This is a genomic window from Streptomyces roseifaciens (genome assembly GCF_001445655.1).
GTDB classification, from domain to species: Bacteria; Actinomycetota; Actinomycetes; order Streptomycetales; family Streptomycetaceae; genus Streptomyces; species Streptomyces aureoversilis.
Window position 1 is genome coordinate 1,089,568 of the sequence record NZ_LNBE01000004.1, and the last position, 18,422, is coordinate 1,107,989.

The 18,422-nt window shown below is 72.6% G+C and carries 19 protein-coding genes; 11 read left to right on the forward strand and 8 right to left on the reverse strand.

The genetic code is table 11. The features are described 5' to 3' along the window. Window positions 1-494: 494 nt before the first annotated feature. The 3 genes from AS857_RS21990 (at window position 495) to moaA (ending at window position 3,674) form a co-directional block, all read left to right on the forward strand. The gene (locus AS857_RS21990) at window positions 495-893 is read left to right on the forward strand and encodes a DUF485 domain-containing protein (protein WP_058044999.1); all 399 of its coding nucleotides are present in this window, start codon (window positions 495-497) and stop codon (window positions 891-893) included. Beyond that, complete coding sequence (locus AS857_RS21995; protein ID WP_058045000.1) at window positions 890-2,527, forward strand: solute symporter family protein; 1,638 nt, start codon at window positions 890-892, stop codon at window positions 2,525-2,527. The genes AS857_RS21990 and AS857_RS21995 overlap by 4 nt, the downstream gene beginning before the upstream one ends. 157 nt (window positions 2,528-2,684) lie before the next feature. Continuing rightward, window positions 2,685-3,674: a GTP 3',8-cyclase MoaA gene (gene moaA / locus AS857_RS22000; protein ID WP_058045001.1), complete on the forward strand. Its 990-nt coding sequence runs from the start codon at window positions 2,685-2,687 to the stop codon at window positions 3,672-3,674. 44 nt (window positions 3,675-3,718) lie between these two features. Here the strand turns inward: moaA and AS857_RS22005 are convergent, their stop codons facing one another. Beyond that, a complete protein-coding gene (locus tag AS857_RS22005) occupies window positions 3,719-3,943 on the reverse strand; it encodes a hypothetical protein (RefSeq protein ID WP_058045002.1) in 225 nt (74 codons plus the stop codon). 215 nt (window positions 3,944-4,158) lie between these two features. Then, entirely contained in the window at window positions 4,159-4,533 is a 375-nt protein-coding gene (locus AS857_RS22010) for a DUF3099 domain-containing protein (RefSeq protein WP_058045003.1), read from the reverse strand. Between the two features lie 230 nt (window positions 4,534-4,763). Between AS857_RS22010 and AS857_RS22015 the strand changes: the two genes are divergently transcribed. After that, window positions 4,764-5,051 (forward strand): GlsB/YeaQ/YmgE family stress response membrane protein, encoded by a 288-nt coding sequence (locus tag AS857_RS22015; RefSeq protein ID WP_058045004.1) that lies wholly within the window; start codon window positions 4,764-4,766, stop codon window positions 5,049-5,051. A 70-nt stretch (window positions 5,052-5,121) separates the two neighbouring features. On the opposite strand, the gene tyrS is transcribed toward AS857_RS22015, so the two are convergent. From tyrS to AS857_RS22030, 3 genes are all read right to left on the reverse strand, one after another. Continuing rightward, window positions 5,122-6,522: a tyrosine--tRNA ligase gene (gene tyrS / locus AS857_RS22020; protein WP_058045005.1), complete on the reverse strand. Its 1,401-nt coding sequence runs from the start codon at window positions 6,520-6,522 to the stop codon at window positions 5,122-5,124. A gap of 160 nt (window positions 6,523-6,682) precedes the next feature. Next, window positions 6,683-8,074, reverse strand: a complete 1,392-nt coding sequence (locus tag AS857_RS22025; RefSeq protein WP_058045006.1) for a metallopeptidase TldD-related protein — start codon at window positions 8,072-8,074, stop codon at window positions 6,683-6,685. After that, window positions 8,071-9,594, reverse strand: coding sequence for a TldD/PmbA family protein (locus AS857_RS22030; protein WP_058045007.1), 1,524 nt, complete (start codon window positions 9,592-9,594; stop codon window positions 8,071-8,073). Before AS857_RS22030 ends, AS857_RS22025 begins: the two co-directional genes overlap by 4 nt. Before the next feature lie 287 nt (window positions 9,595-9,881). Between AS857_RS22030 and fabG the strand changes: the two genes are divergently transcribed. From fabG to AS857_RS22045, 3 genes are all read left to right on the forward strand, one after another. Next, entirely contained in the window at window positions 9,882-10,601 is a 720-nt protein-coding gene (fabG, locus tag AS857_RS22035; protein ID WP_058045008.1) for a 3-oxoacyl-[acyl-carrier-protein] reductase, read from the forward strand. Between the two features lie 5 nt (window positions 10,602-10,606). Beyond that, complete coding sequence (fabI, locus tag AS857_RS22040; RefSeq protein WP_058045009.1) at window positions 10,607-11,377, forward strand: enoyl-ACP reductase FabI; 771 nt, start codon at window positions 10,607-10,609, stop codon at window positions 11,375-11,377. 181 nt (window positions 11,378-11,558) lie between these two features. Continuing rightward, entirely contained in the window at window positions 11,559-11,903 is a 345-nt protein-coding gene (locus tag AS857_RS22045; protein ID WP_058045010.1) for a hypothetical protein, read from the forward strand. A gap of 71 nt (window positions 11,904-11,974) precedes the next feature. Here AS857_RS22045 and AS857_RS22050 read toward each other — a convergent pair whose 3' ends face one another. Beyond that, window positions 11,975-12,658, reverse strand: a complete 684-nt coding sequence (locus AS857_RS22050) for a FadR/GntR family transcriptional regulator (protein WP_058045011.1) — start codon at window positions 12,656-12,658, stop codon at window positions 11,975-11,977. A gap of 43 nt (window positions 12,659-12,701) precedes the next feature. On the opposite strand from AS857_RS22050, the gene AS857_RS22055 reads away from it, so the two are divergent. The 4 genes from AS857_RS22055 to AS857_RS22065 all read left to right on the forward strand — a co-directional run bounded on the left by AS857_RS22055 (window position 12,702) and on the right by AS857_RS22065 (window position 15,178). Then, window positions 12,702-13,997: an MFS transporter gene (locus AS857_RS22055; RefSeq protein ID WP_058045012.1), complete on the forward strand. Its 1,296-nt coding sequence runs from the start codon at window positions 12,702-12,704 to the stop codon at window positions 13,995-13,997. A gap of 42 nt (window positions 13,998-14,039) precedes the next feature. After that, window positions 14,040-14,159, forward strand: coding sequence for an SGM_5486 family transporter-associated protein (locus tag AS857_RS41970; protein ID WP_256790788.1), 120 nt, complete (start codon window positions 14,040-14,042; stop codon window positions 14,157-14,159). 201 nt (window positions 14,160-14,360) lie between these two features. Further along, window positions 14,361-14,573, forward strand: a complete 213-nt coding sequence (locus tag AS857_RS22060; protein WP_058045013.1) for a hypothetical protein — start codon at window positions 14,361-14,363, stop codon at window positions 14,571-14,573. Window positions 14,574-14,659: 86 nt separating this feature from the next. Next, complete coding sequence (locus AS857_RS22065; RefSeq protein ID WP_058045014.1) at window positions 14,660-15,178, forward strand: SixA phosphatase family protein; 519 nt, start codon at window positions 14,660-14,662, stop codon at window positions 15,176-15,178. A 114-nt stretch (window positions 15,179-15,292) separates the two neighbouring features. Here the strand turns inward: AS857_RS22065 and serB are convergent, their stop codons facing one another. Both serB and AS857_RS22075 read right to left on the reverse strand, forming a co-directional pair. Next, a complete protein-coding gene (gene serB / locus AS857_RS22070) occupies window positions 15,293-16,525 on the reverse strand; it encodes a phosphoserine phosphatase SerB (protein ID WP_058045015.1) in 1,233 nt (410 codons plus the stop codon). 103 nt (window positions 16,526-16,628) lie between these two features. Next, window positions 16,629-18,299 carry a streptophobe family protein gene (locus AS857_RS22075; RefSeq protein WP_058045016.1) on the reverse strand — a complete coding sequence of 557 codons (1,671 nt, stop codon included), beginning with the start codon at window positions 18,297-18,299 and terminating at the stop codon, window positions 16,629-16,631. Window positions 18,300-18,422 lie beyond the last annotated feature (123 nt).

Genomic DNA, 18,422 nt, shown 5'->3' on the forward strand with positions numbered 1-18,422 from the left:
ACGCCCTGAGTGGCCATGACCCGGCAACAAATGGCGCAGAGCCGGGGGGAGTTCGGAACGACTCCCTCCGGAAAAGCCCCCGGAAAGCCCTCCCGGAAACCCTCTGGGCAGACCCTCCGGAAGAGGGCCGCGTCAGGGCGTGAGATCGCTGTCGCGCAGCCCGTCGATGCTCAGCGGCGGAAGCGGCACCCGGGGCCCGAACCACCGCCCCGCTCTCGGGAGGGGGACGGACCGGCCGGTCGTCACCGCCGCTATGGGCGCCGTCAACCTGACGATCCCGAACGGTCGTCGACCGGGGGACGGCGGGGTGGGAGGAGGCGCATCGCTCACACCAGGGTCAACGACACCGCGGGCGGGCGGTGTCGCCCCCGGCGGCAGCTGCTGCCGAATTACGCACCTTCCCCCTGTCGCATACTGCGACCTGCCTCTACGATGCGTGATCCGGATCACAAGCCATCGGCTCGCGCCTCACACCCCCCTTGTCAGGAGAGACCGTGGACACCGCACCAACGACTACACAGGGGCCGGACGAGCCCGACGGCCCATCGACCACCCAGGCCGCCCCGCCCGCGGCCGGGAACGATCGTTTCAGCACGCTGCAGTCGAGCGCGGAGTTCGGCGAACTGCGCCGCGCGCAGCGCTCGTTCGCCTTTCCGCTCACCATCGCCTTCGTCTCCTGGTATCTGCTGTACGTCCTGCTCTCGAACTACGCGGGCGATTTCATGGGCACCACGGTCATGGGCAACATCAACGTGGCGTTCGTCCTGGGGCTGGCCCAGTTCCTCACCACCTTCCTGATCGCCTGGTGGTACTCGCGGCACGCGGCCGCGAAGCTCGATCCCAAGGCCGAGGCCCTGCGGGCCCGTCTGGAAGCGGGGGAACGACCGGCATGACCAGCGCCCTGCAGTCGGGCCTCCCCCTCGCGGCCGGTGCCGCGGGCGAGCACCGCACCCTGATCATCACGCTCTTCTCCGTCTTCGTCGCCGCCACCCTCGCCATCACCGTCTGGGCCGGGCGGCAGACCAAGGACGCCACCGACTTCTACGCCGGCGGCCGCTCCTTCACCGGCTTCCAGAACGGCCTCGCCATCTCCGGCGACTACATGTCCGCCGCGTCCTTCCTCGGCATCGCCGGCGCCATCGCCCTCTTCGGCTACGACGGATTCCTCTACTCCATCGGCTTCCTCGTCGCCTGGCTGGTCGCCCTGCTGCTCGTCGCCGAACCGCTGCGCAACTCCGGCCGCTTCACCATGGCCGACGCGCTCGCCTACCGGCTCAAGCAGCGCCCCGTACGCACCGCCGCCGGCACCTCCACCATCGTCGTCTCGATCTTCTACCTGCTCGCGCAGATGATCGGCGCGGGCGCGCTCGTGGCGCTCCTGCTCGGGGCCTCGGGCGAGAGCTCGCGGCGCTGGATCATCGCCCTGGTCGGCCTGGTAATGGTCCTCTACGTGACCATCGGCGGGATGAAGGGCACCACGTGGGTGCAGATCGTCAAGGCGGTCCTGCTCATCCTGGGCACCCTGCTCATCACCGTCCTCGTGCTCAACAAGGTCGGCTGGAACATCTCCACCCTGCTCGGGCGCGCAGCCGAGGAGAGCGGCAAGGGCAAGGCCTTCCTCGAACCGGGCCTGCAGTACGGCAAGGACGGCACCACCAAGCTCAACTTCATCTCGCTCGGCCTCGCCCTCGTCCTGGGCACCGCCGGCCTGCCGCACATCCTCATCCGCTTCTACACCGTGCCCACCGCCAAGGCCGCCCGCAAGTCCGTGAACTGGGCCATCGGCATCATCGGCGCCTTCTACCTGATGACCATCGCCCTGGGCTTCGGCGCCGCCGCCCTCGTCGGCTCGAAGTCCATCACCGCCTCGGACCCCTCGGGCAACACCGCGGCCCCGCTGCTCGCCCGGGAGGTCGGCGGCGGCGCCGGATCCACCGGCGGCGCGGTCCTCCTCGCCGTGATCTCCGCCGTCGCCTTCGCGACGATCCTCGCGGTGGTCGCGGGCCTCACGCTGGCCTCGTCAGCCTCCTTCGCGCACGACCTGTGGGCCAACGTCATCCGTAAGGGGAAGACCAGCGAGAAGGAGGAGCTCCGCACCGCCAAGTGCGCCGCCGTCGTCATCGGCGCGGTCGCGATCCTGCTGAGCATCTTCGCCCACCGGCTCAACGCCGCCGCCGTCGTGGCCCTCGCCTTCGCCGTCGCGGCCTCCGCCAACCTCCCCACGATCCTCTACAGCCTCTTCTGGAAGCGCTTCACCACCCAGGGGGCCCTGTGGTCGATCTACGGAGGGCTGATCTCCTCCGTCGGCCTGGTGATCTTCTCCCCGGTCGTCTCCGGCAACGAGAAGGCGCTCTTCCCCGGGATGAGCTTCGACTTCTTCCCCCTCGGCAACCCCGGCCTGGTCTCCATCCCGCTCGGCTTCCTGCTGGGCTGGCTCGGCTCGCTGCTGTCCAAGCCGCAGCCGGAGGCGGACGCGAAGTACGCCGAGCTCGAGGTCCGCTCCCTCACGGGCTACGGCGCGCACTGACGCCGCCCGCCGCGGCGCCGGACGGGCCGGTGAGCCCGTCCGGCGTCCGACGCCCGGCGCCTGCCCGCTCAAGTCCGCGAAGACCCACCGTCACCGCCCATCACGTACGCTGCGGACAGCGAACGAACGTTCAAGCCCAGTCCGCAGGAGGCGCAGCGTGCTCATCGACACCTACGGTCGCGTCGCCACCGACCTCCGTGTCTCCCTGACCGACCGCTGCAACCTGCGCTGCACCTACTGCATGCCCGAAGAGGGCCTCCAGTGGCTCGCCAAGCCGGACCTGCTCACCGACGACGAGATCGTCCGCCTGGTCCGCATCGCCGTGACCTCCCTCGGCGTCACCGAGGTCCGCTTCACCGGCGGCGAGCCGCTGCTGCGCCCCGGCCTCGTCTCCCTGGTCGAGCGCTGCGCCGCCCTGCGGCCGCGTCCCCGGATCTCCCTCACCACCAACGGCATCGGCCTCGCGCGCACCGCGACGGCCCTGGCCGACGCCGGCCTCGACCGGGTCAACGTCTCCCTCGACACCCTGCGCCCCGACGTCTTCCAGAAGCTGACCCGCCGCAAGCGCCACCAGGACGTCCTCGACGGCCTCGCCGCCGCCCGCGCCGCCGGCCTCGTACCCGTCAAGATCAACGCCGTGCTGATGCCCGGCCTCAACGACGACGAGGCCCCCGACCTGCTGGCCTGGGCCCTCGGACACGGCTACGAACTGCGCTTCATCGAGCAGATGCCGCTCGACGCCCAGCACGGCTGGCGCCGCGACGGCATGATCACCGCGGCGGACGTCCTGGCGAGCCTGGCCACCCGCTTCGACCTCACCCCCGAAGGCGCCGACGAGCGCGGCGCCGCCCCCGCCGAACGCTGGCTCGTCGACGGCGGGCCCGGCCGCGTCGGCGTGATCGCCTCCGTCACCCGGCCCTTCTGCGGCGCCTGCGACCGCACCCGCCTCACCGCCGACGGACAGATCCGCAACTGCCTGTTCGCGCGCGAGGAGTCCGACCTGCGCGCGGCGCTGCGCTCCGGGGCCACCGACGAGGAGATAGCCGGGCGGTGGAAGCAGGCGATGCACGGGAAGAAGGCGGGGTCGGGTCTGGACGACCCGTCCTTCCTGCAGCCGCAGCGGCCCATGTCGGCGATCGGGGGCTGAGCCCCGCCCGGGCGCTGAGCCCCGCCGGGGCCCGGCACCGCGTGCTACGTGCGCGGAGAGGCCTCCCACTCCGCCAGCGTCACCACGTCCTTCAGGAAGCCGCGCAGGCCGAGGAAGTTGGACAGGTGCTCACGGTGCTCGTCGCACGCGAGCCACGTCTTGCGGCGGTCGGGGGTGTGCAGCTTGGGGTTGTTCCACGCCAGCACCCACACGGCGGGGGCGCGGCAGCCCTTGGCGGAACAGATCACGGCGTCATCGGGGGAATTCACACCCCTGACTCTACGAACCGTGTGCAGACACGGCGACGCCGGGCAGCCACGGGGGGAGCCGCCCGGCGTCGGTCTGTCGCTCCGACGGGGGATGCGGAGCGCTTAGGAAGTATGTCACGGGGTGCCCGGCGCGCGGCACTGAAACCACATGATTGATCTGAGGTTTTCTTGAGCTTTGCCGAGCGCGCCACCACCCGCCGTGCCCCCGCGGGGCATCAGCCGTGGTCACGCCCTTGATCGCCCTCGGGGCCGGGGGCGGCTTCCGGGACGGATTCCGCCCTCTCCTCGCCCGGACCGGGCATCAGCACCGGCCGCGTCGGTGCCGGTACGAACGTGCCGGGGAGCGAAGGGGCGTTCTCCCGGCCCGCGTTGGCGATCACGACCGCCACGTAGGGCAGCAGGGCGCCCAGGATCAGCGTGCCCACCGCCACATAGCGCTCGACGTTCCACAGCACCACGGTGAGCACCACCGACAGGGTGCGGATCAGCATCGAGATGACGTAGCGACGCTGGCGGCCGCGCACGTCCTCGGCCAGCCCCTGACGGGCGCCGGTGATCCTGAAGACCGCCGTCCCGCCCTGCTTCCGCATCACGTTCCACCACCTGATCCACCGTGCCCGCACGCCCTGAGGCGGGACACCCTCCACGTTACGCCGCGTGGCCGCCGGGTACGAGAGCGGGTCCCCCGCCGTCCCCGCTCCGACCTGCGGCTGCGTACTCCACAGCCGCACCGCGGCGGAGGGACGGCTCCGGCGTGCGCCGTACGCACAGTGGCCCCAGAATGGCGGGGCACGGCACATCGCGCCGCTGAGGAGGCGACATGAGCTGGTTGTGGGCCATCATCGTCGGACTTGTCCTGGGCCTGATCGCCAAGGCGATCCTGCCGGGCAAACAGCAGGTACCCCTCTGGTTGACGATCGTCCTGGGCATGATCGGCAGCGTGCTCGGCAACTGGGCCGCCACCGGGCTCGGCATCAACGAGACCAAGGGCATCGACTGGGGCCGGCACCTGCTGCAGCTGGCGGGCGCGGTCCTCGTGGTCGGCATCGGCGACCGGTTGTGGGTCGCGGTGCGCGGCAACAGGAGCGGCGGGAGACACGCGGCGTGACGGACGGGTGAGGCCCGTGCGCAGCTCGCGCACGGGCCTCACCGAGTCTTCGTCCCTGCCGGCGAAAGCCCTACCGCAGCTCGGCGATCTTCCGGCCGGCCTTGAGGTAGACCCGCCCGGCCCCGGCGACCCCGGCGACCGTCTCCGCCACGACCTCGCCCAGCGGGCGGATCGCGTCGGCCTCGGCCAGCACGACGGCCTCCTGGCCGCCGTCCGTCTCGACCACGAGGCGCAGGCCGTTCTGCTTGGCGACCCGGCGGGCCGCCGAGGCGGACGGCTGGAAGCCCAGGACCTGGCTGAGCACGGCCGTCGCAGGCGAGGCGCCGTGCTCCGAGAGCTCCACCACGGGCGTCTCCACGTCGGAGAAGCTCTTCTTCGAGAACTGCGCGACGAACCCGGCCCGGGCCGTCATCGCCGCCTCGATCCCGTACAGCGCGGCCACGACCTCGCCCGCGAGGATCTTCTTGAGGTCCATCGGGTGCAGCGAGCGCTGCTCGACCCGGGACAGCGCGAGGGCGATCTCCTCGTCCGTCCACTCGGTCCAGGCCTTCAGGTACGGCTCCATCAGCCGGTCCGGAACCGACATGATCTTGCCGAAGACGTCGTCGGCCGGAGCCGACAGGCCCACGTAGTTGCCCTTGGACTTGGACATCTTCGCGCCCGTGCCGTCCGTGCCCTCGATCAGCGGCATGGTGACGACGAGCTGCGGCCGCTGGCCCTTCAGCTCCATGAGCTTGCGGCCCATCTGCAGGTTCAGCAGCTGGTCGGCGCCGCCCAGCTCGACGTCGCAGTCCAGCGCGACCGAGTCCAGGCCCTGGGCGATCGGGTACAGCAGCTCCGACATCGTCAGACCCGACCCGGCCGCCAGCCGGTTGCGGAAGTCCTCGCGCTGCAGCAGCTGCGAGACCGGCACCTGCGAGAGCAGGCCGAGCAGCTCCGGGAAGGTGTACGGGGCCAGCCAGGTGCTGTTCTGGACGAACGTGACCTTCTCGAAGTCGAAGAACGGGCGGACCTGCTCGCGGTAGCCCGCGAGGTTCTTCGCGATGTCCTCGTCGGTCAGCGGCGGGCGCTCGGCCGTGCGGCCCGTCGGGTCGCCGATCTTGGCCGTGAAGTCACCGATCAGGAGGGTGACGTCGTGGCCCATGCGCTGGAAGCGGCTGAGGATGATCATCGGCACGGCGTGGCCCAGGTGGACGTCGGCCGCCGTCGGGTCGATGCCCAGCTTGAGCTGCAGGCCCTTGCCCGCCGCGCGCCGCTCCTCGATGCGCTCGGCCAGCTTGTCCACACCCGGCAGCACCTCGACGGTGCGGGCGGCGATCAGCTCGGCCTGCTCCTTCGCCGACAGATCCGTCAGATCGAGATAGCGCCGCGAGCCCGTCTCCTGGAGCAGCCGCTGGACGGTCTGGTCGGAGGAGAGGTCCTGCGCGAGGAGCTCACCGGCGCGGGCGACGGATTCGCCGAGGCGTGTCATGACATTCCTGGGGATCGATGGGACGGATGAGAAACGGACGGAGAAGAAAAGGGACGCATACGGAAGACGTATGCGAGCGGGGGACAGGTGGACGCGGACCAGTCTATTCGGCCCGGTGCCGCGTCCCGGCTGTCACACCCCCTGCGGTCGCCTCCTGCGGTCACACGCCCCGGCTGACGGAGCTCATGTTGAAGTCCGGCACGCGCAGGGCGGGCATCGCGGCCCGGGTGAAGTAGTCGCCCCACTCGCGCGGCAGCGTCGGCTCGGTGCGGCCCGCCTCGGTGGCGCGCGAGAGCACCGACACCGGGGACTCGTTGAAGCGGAAGTTGTTGACCTCGCCGACGACCTCGCCGTTCTCCACGAGATAGACGCCGTCCCGGGTCAGCCCCGTCAGCAGCAGCGACGCCGGGTCCACCTCGCGGATGTACCACAGGCAGGTCAGCAGCAGGCCGCGCTCGGTGGCCGCGACCATCTCGTCGAGCGTGCCGGTGCCCCCCGCGTCCAGGATGAGGTTGTCCACGAGCGGGGTGACCGGCAGGTCCGTGAGCCCGGCGCTGTGCCGCGTCGTGACCAGGTGCTCCAGCACGCCGTCGCGGATCCAGTCCGTCGGGCCGAGCGGCAGGCCGTTGTCGAAGACCGACGCGTCGTCCCCCGAGCTGGTCGTGAGCACGAACGGCGCGCACTCCAGGCCCGCGGCGTGCGGGTCGCTGCGCAGCGTCAGCGGCAGCGGGGACAGCTTCTCGCCGACCCGGGTGCCGCCGCCGGTCTTCGAGAAGACCGTCCGGCCCTCGGCGGCGTCACGGGCGGCCGCCGACCACATCTGGTAGACGAGCAGGTCGGCGACGGCGCTCGGCGGCAGCAGCGTCTCGTACCGCCCGGCCGGCAGCTCGATCTTCCGCTCGGCCCACGCGAGGCGCTGCGCCAGCTCGGCGTCCAGGGCCTGCGGGTCGACGTCGGTGAAGTCGCGCGTGGCCCGGCCCGCCCACGCGGAACGGGTGCCGTCCGGCGACTTGGCGTTGAGCTCCAGGGACCCGGTCGGCTGGTCGTGGCGCAGCCGCAGCCCGGTGGACGTGCCGAGGTAGTACGAGGAGACCTCGTGGAGGGCGAAGCCGTACAGCTCGCGGCCCTGCGCCCGGGCACCGGCGAAGGACTCGCCGAGCGCGGGAGCGAAGCCGTCGAAGACCGCGGATGAGGTCTCGGCGGGCGGGGCCGTGAAGTCGGGGGAGTGCGGGACGCCCGACACCAGCGGCTGGGCGTCCTCGGCCGGCCCGGCCTCGCGCGCGGCGGCCTCGGCGGCCCGCACCAGCGGCTCCAGCTCAGCGGTCGTGACGGCCGACCGCGAGACGACGCCCGAGGCGGTGCCCTCGGCGCCGTCCACCGTGGCGATCACCGTGACGGTACGGCCGCGGGTGACGCCGTTGGTGGTGAGCGCGTTGCGTGCCCAGCGGAGGTTGGCGGTGGAGCGCTCGCCGGCGATGACCATGCAGCCGTCGGCACGGGACAGCTCCAGGGCGCGCTCGACGATCTCGTGCGGCTGGTTACGAGGGCTCACTGACCCGCCTCCTCGGTGGTGTTCAAGATGTTGACGTTCTCGAAGAGGGCCGAGGGGCAGCCGTGGGATACGGCCGCGACCTGCCCGGGCTGGGCCTTCCCGCAGTTGAACGCGCCGCCCAGGACATACGTCTGCGGCCCGCCGACGGCCGTCATCGAGCCCCAGAAGTCCGTGGTCGTGGCCTGGTAGGCCACGTCCCGCAGCTGCCCCGCCAGCCGGCCGTTCTCGATGCGATAGAACCGCTGTCCTGTGAATTGAAAGTTGTACCTCTGCATGTCGATCGACCATGAGCGGTCGCCGACCACGTAGATCCCGCGCTCGACGCCGGAGATCATCTCCTCGGTCGACGGCCCGCCGGGCGCCGGCTGCAGGGAGACGTTGGCCATCCGCTGGACCGGCACGTGGGAGGGGGAGTCGGCGAACGCGCAGCCGTTGGAGCGTTCGAAGCCGGTCAGCTTCGCGATGCGGCGGTCCAGCTGGTAGCCGACCAGGATGCCGTCCTTGACGAGGTCCCAGGACTGGGCCTCGACGCCCTCGTCGTCGTAGCCGGTGGTCGCGAGCCCGTGCTCGGCGGTCCGGTCGCCGGTGACGTTCATCAGCTCCGAGCCGTACTTCAGCGAGCCCAGCCGGTCGAAGGTCGCGAAGGACGTGCCCGCGTACGCGGCCTCGTAGCCCAGCGCGCGGTCCAGCTCGGTGGCGTGGCCGATCGACTCGTGGATCGTCAGCCACAGGTTGGACGGGTCGACCACCAGGTCGTACGAGCCCGCCTCGACGCTCGGGGCGCGCATCTTCTCGGCCAGCAGCGCGGGGATCTCCGCCAGCTCGGCGTCCCAGTCCCAGCCGGTGCCCGTCAGGTACTCCCAGCCGCGGCCGGCCGGGGGCGCGATGGTGCGCATCGCGTCGAAGCCGCCGGTGGCGGGGTCGACCGCGACCGCCGTCAGCTGCGGGTGCAGCCGGACGCGCTGCTGGGTGGTGGTCGTGCCCGCCGAGTCGGCGTAGAACTTGTTCTCCTGGACGGTCAGCAGCGAGGCGTCCGCGTGCGCCACCCCGTCCGCCGCCAGCAGCCGCGAGCTCCAGTCCGCGAGCAGCTCGCCCTTCTCCGCGTCCGGCACGTCGAAGGGGTTGATCTCGTAGGACGACACCCAGGTCCGGTCGGCGTGCACCGGCTCGTCCGCCAGCTCCACCCTCTCGTCCGAGCCGGCCGCCGCGATCACCTTCGCCGACAGCCGCGCCATCGCCACGGCCTGCCCCGCCACCCGGGCCGCCGCGTCCATCGTCAGCTCGACGCCCGCCGCGAAGCCCCAGCTCCCGCCGTGCACCACCCGCACCGCATACCCCAGGTCGGTGGTGTCGGAGGTGCCGGCCGGCCGGGCGTCCCTCAGCCGCCAGGAGGCGCTGCGCACCCGCTCCAGGCGGAAGTCCGCGTGGTCGGCCCCCAGCGCGCGGGCGCGCGCGAGGGCCGCGTCGGCGAGTTGCCGCAGCGGCAGCGCGAGGAACGACTCGTCGATTTCATGTGGCACGGATGGCCTCCCCTAGGCATGCAATGTCTCCCGAGGACGCAGTGAATCACGCCCCGCCGCCCATGGTCCCGGGCTTTTGCCCAGTTCAGGGGCGGATCGGGGAATGCCCCCCGCACGGGTCCGGACGGGCCTCGCAGCTCTGCTTTCTGTAGGGACCCCACAGGGTCCGCCATGTGCTCCTGTTAGGGGCGGGCTGCACGTCAGAGGCCTCGGCCCGATAGTTTTCGTACGGTACAGACGACCAATGGCAGCCAGCTGGCAGCTACACGTGAAGGAAGGGTGGTCCTTTGAGCCGCTCGGTTCTGGTCACCGGAGGAAACCGGGGCATCGGCCTCGCCATCGCCCGCGCCTTCGCGGAGGCGGGCGACAAGGTCGCCTTCACCTACCGCTCGGGAGAGCCGCCGGCCGCCCTCCTGGACCTGGGGTGCCTCCCCGTGAAGTGCGACATCACGGACCCCGAGCAGGTCGAGCAGGCCTACAAGGAGATCGAGGAGAAGCAGGGCGCGGTCGAGGTGCTGGTGGCCAACGCCGGCGTCACCCGCGACCAGCTGCTCCTGCGCATGTCCGAGGACGACTTCACCTCCGTCGTCGACACCAACCTCACCGGCACCTTCCGGGTCGTCAAGCGGGCCTCGAAGGGCATGCTGCGCGCCCGCAAGGGCCGCGTCGTGCTGATCTCCTCCGTGGTGGGCCTGCTGGGCTCCGCGGGCCAGGCCAACTACGCCGCCTCCAAGGCCGGCCTGGTGGGCTTCGCCCGCTCGATCGCCCGTGAGCTGGGCTCCCGGAACATCACCTGCAACGTCGTCGCCCCCGGCTTCGTCGACACCGACATGACCCGCGTGCTCACCGACGAGCAGCGCGAGGGCATCACCAAGCAGGTTCCGCTCGCGCGCTACGCGCAGCCCGAGGAGATCGCCGCCTCGGTCCGCTTCCTCGCCTCCGACGAGGCCGCATACATCACTGGAGCCGTCATTCCTGTCGACGGCGGATTGGGCATGGGTCACTGAACGTCATGAGTGGAATCCTTGCAGGCAAGCGCATCCTGGTCACCGGCGTCCTCACGGAGTCGTCGATCGCCTTCCAGGCCGCCAAGGTCGCCCAGAACGAGGGCGCCGAGGTCATCCTGACCGGCTTCGGCCGGCTCTCCCTGGTCGAGCGGATCGCCAAGCGGCTGCCGAAGCCCGCGCCGGTCATCGAGCTGGACGTCAGCAACCAGGAGCACCTGGACGGCCTGGCCGACAAGGTGCGCGAGCACCTCGGCGAGGGCGTGGCCCTCGACGGCATCGTGCACTCCATCGCCTTCGGCCCGCAGGGCGCCTTCACCTTCCTCGACGCCACCTGGGAGGACGTCTCCACGGCCGTCCAGGTCTCGGCGTACTCCTACAAGTCGCTGGCCATGGCCCTGCTCCCGCTGATGCGCGAGGGCGGCTCGATCGTCGGTCTGACCTTCGACGCGCAGATCGCCTGGCCGAAGTACGACTGGATGGGCGTGGCCAAGGCCGCCCTCGAGGGCACCAACCGCTACCTCGCCCGTGACTTCGGTCCCAAGGGCATCCGCTGCAACCTGGTCTCCGCCGGTCCGATCAAGTCGATGGCCGCCAAGTCCATCCCGGGCTTCGAGGAGCTCGCGGACGTGTGGAACCACCGCGCCCCCATCGGCTGGGACCTGGCCGACCCGGAGCCGGCGGGCCGCGGCGTCGTCGGTCTGCTGTCGGACTTCTTCCCCCGCACCACGGGCGAGATCGTGCACGTCGACGGTGGCGTGCACATGATGGGCGCCTAGCACCCACTCGCCGGACGGGCGCCCGAGCCCACGGCTGAGGTCCCGGCGCACATGATGGGCTCCTGAGCCCCGAAGCGCACGCCCGGTGCCCGTTCCGCTACGCCGGAACGGGCACCGGGCTTTTCCGGCTCGTGCGCCGGAGCCCGCCCCCGCACACTGAAGGGCGGGAGGAGGTACGCGCATGAGCTCCCCGCTCCGCCGCACCGCGGCCCTGCTGATCGCCGCCGCGGCCCTGGCCGGCTCGACGGCCCCGGTGTCCCCGGCTGCGGCCGCCGCCCCGGCCGCTCCGCCCGTCCCGCGGCACGCCGAGTGCCGCACGCGCGTCCACGGCTCCCACGCCACCACCCACTGCTTCAACGGCAACGCCACCACCGACCACGTCCAGCTGCACATCGAGTGCGTGCGCTGGTGGGACCCGGACATGGACACCGCGCAGGCCACCGTCGGCCCCGCCGGGCACGTCGCCCTCAGCCAGCGCTGCTGGCTGGGGATACGCCACGCCTGGGTGACCCACAGCCCTGCTTGAGACTGCTGGTGACCCACCGCCCCGCTCAAGACTGCTTGACCACCCGCGGACTGCCGGAGCCGCCCGAAGCGTCAGCCTGCCGGTTCCGCCGCGCCCAGGCAGCCGAAGGGGTACGCGCTCGCCTCCGCCCCCGCGGTCTCCTCGTCCCCCTCCTCGATGGCCGCGACGAGCCGCCCGTGGTCGACGAGCCCTTCCGGCTGCAGCGCCGTCCCCACACCGGCCCGCAGGAAGTCGCGCATCACCCCGCCGAGGTCCGCGTACACCTCGGCCATCACCTCGTTGTGCGCGGCGGAGACGACGGCCGTGTGCAGCGTGGCGTCCGCCTCCACGAACCGCTCGGCGTCGCCCGAGCGCCACGCCTCCTCGCGCCGCTCCAGCAGCGCCGCCAGCTGCACCAGGTCCTGCTCGGTGCGCCGGCGGGCCGCGAGCCGGGCGGCCGACGCCTCCAGGGCGCTGCGCAGCTCGGCCACGTGCAGCGGGTCGGCGTCGGCGAAGCGGCGGTTCATCACGCCCGCCAGCTCGCTCGTGGCGATGACGTAGGTGCCGGATCCCTGCCGGATGTCCAGCAGGCCGTTGTGCGCGAGGGCGCGCACGGCCTCGCGCACGGTGTTGCGCGCGACGCCGAGCTGCTCGACCAGCTCCGGCTCGGTGGGGATGCGCGAGCCGACGGGCCACTCACCGGACGTGATCTGGCTGCGCAGCCCGGCGATGACCTGGTCGACGAGGCGGGAGCGCTTGGGCGAGTTCAGTGGCATCGACAGCCTCCATTCATCCCATGATTCTATCTATGATGCCGTCATGGCATCCACGGCAGACGAAGACCTGAGAGCGGCCGAGGCCGCCGCCGCAGTCGACCCCGCCGGCCCGCTGCAGGCCCCCGCACCGGCGGGGGAGGGCGCTCCGGGTTCCGCCTGGGCGGCCCGGCTCCTGGTCGCCGGCCTCGTCCTTGCCGCGCTCAACCTCCGCCCCGCCGTGACGAGCCTGGGCTCGCTGCTGAAGGAGGTCCGCGCCGACCTCGGCATGAGCGGCACCGTGGCGGGCCTGCTGACGTCCGTGCCCGCGTTCTGCTTCGCGGTCTTCGGCCTCGCCGCGCCCCGGCTGGCCCGCCGCTTCGGCCCCGCGGCCGTCGTCTGCGCGGGCATGGCGGCGATAGCCGCCGGTCTCGCCCTGCGGCCGTACGCGGGCGGCGTCTCCGGCTTCCTCGCCCTGAGCGTGCTCGCGCTCGCGGGCATCGCCGTCAGCAACGTCCTGATGCCCCTGGCCGTCAGACGCTGGTTCCCCGACCGGGTCGGCCCGATGACCGGCCTGTACTCCATGGCCATCGCCGCGGGTGCCGCGGCGGCCGCCGCAGGCACCGTGCCGCTCGCCGGGGCGATGGGCCACAGCTGGCGCCTCGGCCTCGGCTCGTGGGCGCTGCTCGCCGCCGCGGCCGGGCTGCTGTGGATGGTGGCCGCCCGCCGCGGCCGTACGGACGGATCCGCCGCCCCCGCGGCCGCCGCCCAGGACGCTGCCCGCACCAGCATCACGCGCAGCCCCACCGCCTGGGCACTCGGCATCTTCTTCGGCATCCAGGCGACCGGCGCCTACATCGTCATGGGCTGGATGCCGGCGATCTTCCGCGACGCCGGGGTGTCCGCCTCCGCCGCGGGCATCCTGAGCGCCGTCACGATGCTGACCGGCATCCCCCTCGCCTTCGTGCTGCCGCGCCTCGCCGCCCGCCTGCCGCACCAGGGCGTCCTCGTCGTCGCCCTGGCCTGCTTCGGGCTGGCGGGGTACGCGGGGCTGTGGCTGGCCCCGGCCGCGGGCGCCTGGGCCTGGGCCGTGCTGCTGGGCGTGTCCAACAGCGCCTTCACGCTCGCCCTGACGCTGATCGGCATGCGCGCCCGCACCGGCGGGGGCGTGGTGCGGCTGTCGGCGTTCGCCCAGAGCACCGGCTATCTGATCTCCATCCCCGGCCCGCTGCTCGTGGGCTGGCTCAACGAGCGCACGGGCGGCTGGGACGTGCCGCTCGCGCTGATGGCCGCGCTGATGGTGCCTCAGGTCGTGGCGGGCGTGCTGGCCGGGCGCGCCCGCACCGTGGAGGACGAGCTCTGACCCGGACGCGGCCGCCCGCGCGCGGGGTGGGAGACTGGTCGCATGCAGCCTGTGCTCGATCCCAACCCCAAGAACGGTCAGAAGACCCTGCTGACGATCCTCGGCGCGATGCTGGGCATCACGGTGGTCATCTCGGTCATTGCGACGGTCTTCTCCCCCTGACCCCGGCCTCCCCCCCCGGCCTCGGCCGGGCGTCCTCTTCCGGTCTGCCTCCAGGCGATGGTGGGGCTAACCCCCCATCCCCTAGGGGGGACAGGTCAGGGGCAAGTGGGTGGTCCACCGGATGGGAGCGGGGCGCCGTTCTCCGTAGGTTCGTAGTACACCGCGACGGGGCGGTGCACCGAACAGCTCGGAGGCGATCCCATGCCCGCCGGTACGAAAGCCCGGACTCCCGGCACCGTGCAGACGCGGCTGCCCTGGTGGGCCCTCGCGCTCGCCGCCGCGGCGTTCACCGTCTTCTGCACCCTGCTCGCCGTTCCCGCCACCGCGGACTCCGGTCCGGATCCCGCCGCCTCGGGCACGGTCGCCCGCGTGGTCGCCTTCGTCCGGCTCGCGCTGGGCGACGAAGCCCCGTGAGGGCAGGTGGGGCGCGTGCGCCGCTTCGGGTGCAACCCTTTCAACACCCCGCGCCTCGCCGTGGGTTTCATGCGAAGCTGGACGGCATGAGCTCCGAACCGACCCGCAGGATCGTCGTATTCCGGCACGCCAAAGCCGAATGGTCCGACGTGGACGACCACGAACGTCCGCTCGCGGACCGCGGCCGCAAGGACGCCCCGGTCGCAGGCCGCTGGCTCGCCGGTTCCGGCATCGATCCCGACCTGGCCCTCTGCTCCACCTCCGCCCGCACGCGCGAGACCTGGAAGCTCGCCGTCCCCGAGCTGTCCCAGCGCCCCCGGACGGTCTACGAGGAGCGGATGTACGAGGCCTCGCTCGGCGAGCTGATCGCCCTGCTCAACGAGGTCTCCGACGAGGTCCAGGACGTCGTCATGATCGGGCACAACCCCGGCATGCACGCCCTGGCCGACGCCCTCGCGGGCGAGTCCGACGGCGATCTGCTGCCGCGGCTGAACCGCACCGGGTTCCCCACCTCCGCCATCGCGGTGCTCGCCTTCACCGGATCGTGGAAGGCCGTCGAGCACGGCGTCGGCCGGCTGGTCGCCTTCTGGACGCCCCACGCGTAGCGCCCGTCCGGCGGATGAGGTGCGTGCACCGACTCCGGCCGTCGCTCATTCCGCCGGACCCTCGCCGTCGTGGTGCCCCGCCCCCGTCGTTGCGGCGGGCACGTCCGCCGGCCCCTACTCGTGGGTCCTGGCCGCCTCGACCTCTTCGCGGGTGACGCCCAGCAGGTAGAGCACCGTGTCCAGGAACGGGACGTTCACCGCCGTGTGCGCCGCCTGGCGCACCACCGGCTTGGCGTTGAAGGCCACGCCCAGCCCCGCGGCGTTGAGCATGTCGAGGTCGTTCGCGCCGTCGCCGATGGCCACGGTCTGCGCCAGCGGCACGCCCGCCTCGGCGGCGAACCGCCGCAGCAGCCGGGCCTTGCCCGCCCGGTCCACGATCTCCCCGGTCACGCGCCCGGTCAGCCGGCCGTCGACGATCTCCAGGGTGTTCGCCGAGGCGAAGTCCAGCCCGAGCCGCTCCTGCAGGTCGTCCGTGACCTGGGTGAACCCGCCGGAGACCACGCCCACCTGGTAGCCGAGCCGCTTGAGCGTGCGGATCAGCGTCCGGGCGCCCGGCGTCAGCCGCACCTCCGCCCGCACCTTGTCCACGACGGACTCGTCCAGCCCCGCCAGCAGCGCCACCCGGGCGTGCAGGGACTCCTCGAAGTCCAGCTCGCCGCGCATCGCCCGCGCGGTCACCTCCGCGACCTCGGCCTCGCAGCCCGCGTGCGCGGCGAACAGCTCGATGACCTCGTCCTGGATCAGCGTGGAGTCGACGTCCATCACGATCAGCCGCTGGGCCCGCCGCTGCAGTCCCGCCGCCACGACCGCCACGTCGACCCCGCGCACCGCGGCCTCCAGGGCCAGCGCCGTCCGCAGGGGCTCCGTCTCCACGCCGGACACCGCGAACTCCACGGCCGTCACCGGATACTTGGCGAGCCGGAAGATGCGGTCGATGTTGCCGCCCGTGCCGGTGATCCGCGCCGCGATGGCGGCCGTCGACTCGGCGGTGAGCGGATGGCCCAGCACCGTGACGTGGGAACGCCCCGTGCCGCGCGGGCGGTTGTCGCCCAGGCCCGAGATGATCTCGGCCTGCAGCCGCATCGACTCGGCCCAGCTGTGCACCGTGGCCCGCAGCTCGCCCTCGGCGTTCCCGCCTCCCTCCGGCGCCGTGACCAGCGCGCACAGGGTGATCCGGCCCCGGGTGACGACCTGCTCGATGTCGACGACGTCCACGGCGTACGCGGCGAGCGTGTCGAACAGCCCGGCGGTGATGCCCGGCCGGTCCTTCCCGAAGATCTTGACGAGGAGGGTCGGCTCGTCGTCGGCGGGGACGGGGGTGGCAGGCGAGGTCTGCGATGCGCTCATGGTCCTCTTACCGTATCGGGCCCCGCGCCGGATACGCACAGGTGTCCCGGCTACCGCTCGGCGAAGACATGCCCAAGGCATGGCCTACACGGCGTGAACGCCGTCATCGGCGCCCCGGCGGGGGCCCGGGCGGCGGAGGCGGAGGCTCCTCCGGCGGCGGCGCCCCGTAGCGGTATCCGCTGCCCCGGGGCCGGCGGGGCGGCGGCAGCGGCCGGCCCGTCTGCGTCGGCGCACTGGAGCGGTCGTCGAAGAGCGGGCGCTTGTACGGGTTGGTGTCGTCCCGCGCGGGACGCCGGTACGGGTTGGGGTCCTCCTGCCCGGGCCGCCCCGGCGAGGGACGGTACGGGCCGGGCGGCGCCGCCGCGGCCGGGTGGGCCGCAGCGGCCGCCTCCGGCCGCCCGAAGGCCACCGCCCGCCGCCCCGCCGTGCCGGTCGCGCACGCGAGGAGACCCCCGAGCGCCCCGGCGGCGGCGCCCCACGCGGCGCCCAGCGCCAGCGCCATCGCCGCATTGCCGCGCAGCTCCAGGCCCGCCCCGAAGGCGTCGAAGCCCAGCACCGACAGGCTCGCGTCCGCCTTCACCCGCGTCGCGAGCACCAGCAGCGGCAGGGCCAGGGCCGTCGCCACTCCCAGCGCCACGGCGCAGCGCGCGGCGAACGCCGTCGGCCCCAGGCCCTCCCGTGGCGCGCGGACCGCGGTGAGCACCCCGACGCCCAGCATCATCAGCGCACAGGCGACGGCCAGCAGCCACACCGTGCTGTCGAGCTCGGCCAGCCGCCCCAGCGTGACCGCCTCCTCGGCCCGCGCGCTCAGCAGCTCGTCCAGCGGGGAGGGCAGCACCTTGGTCAGTGCGCCCGTGGCCGTGCCGCGCCAGGAGACGAACAGCCCCAGCGGCACCGCGAGGAACACCCCGTTCGGCGCCCCGAGCAGCGCGGCGCCGAAGATCCGCTTCGGCTGGTCGTCGCCGGCCGCCGCGTACGCCGCGGCGGCCACGCCCGCCGCCACCGCGAGGACCAGCACCGCGCACAGCGCCGAGACCGCGGGGCGCACGCCCCGGTGCAGCGCCTGCAGGCCGCGGGGGAGCGGGGCCCGGCGCGAGCCCAGCACCGCGATCAGCAGGATGCCCAGGACCCAGACGGCGCCCCCGAACAGCGAGGGCCCCGTCCGCACGCTGAAGCCGACGGCGGCCTTGGCGTCGGCCAGGCCGGCGAGCCGGTCCGGCAGCCCGCCCGCGATGTCCCCGACGTCGCCGATGCCCGGGATCACCAGCTTGGGGCCCCCTCCGCCCCCGCCGCCGTCCTTGCCGCCCCCCAGGCCCAGGCTGCTCCCGTCGATGGTGATCGAATCCTCCCCGGCCCAGGCGAGGCCGCCGAGCAGGAGCAGGAAGAGCACGATCACCGCGCCGGCCCGCGCGGCGAGCTCTCCGGCGCCGATCGTGGCACCGGCCCGGCGCAACGATCGCGCAAAGATCATTCCCAGCAACAGGGCGCCCGCCAGGCTCACTCCCAGTGGCGCGATATCGATGGCGGTGTGCGCCCCGGCGCCCTTCAGGCCGAATGCTTCAATATCCCCCGAAGGCGTGAGTGATCCACCTACGGCGAGCACGACGACCGCCGCGGTCATCGGCCCCAGCGCGCCCGCCGTATCCGCACCGAGCAGGTGCAGCCCGAGCGCCGCTATCCCCGCCATGGCCAGAAAAGACCAGCTCACAGCCGCAATCGACGTCAGCAACAACTCCGCCGGACGCACCCCGCGCCCGCCCCCGTCCACGGTCATCACGGCCCCCCGTGCCGGTCTGCAGCCGGGCTATTGCCCGGATGCGCATGATCCGTACGTATCCATGGCGGTAACCACTCTCAGGGTATGTTTCGGATCGGTCAACGGCGCCTGTTACACGGT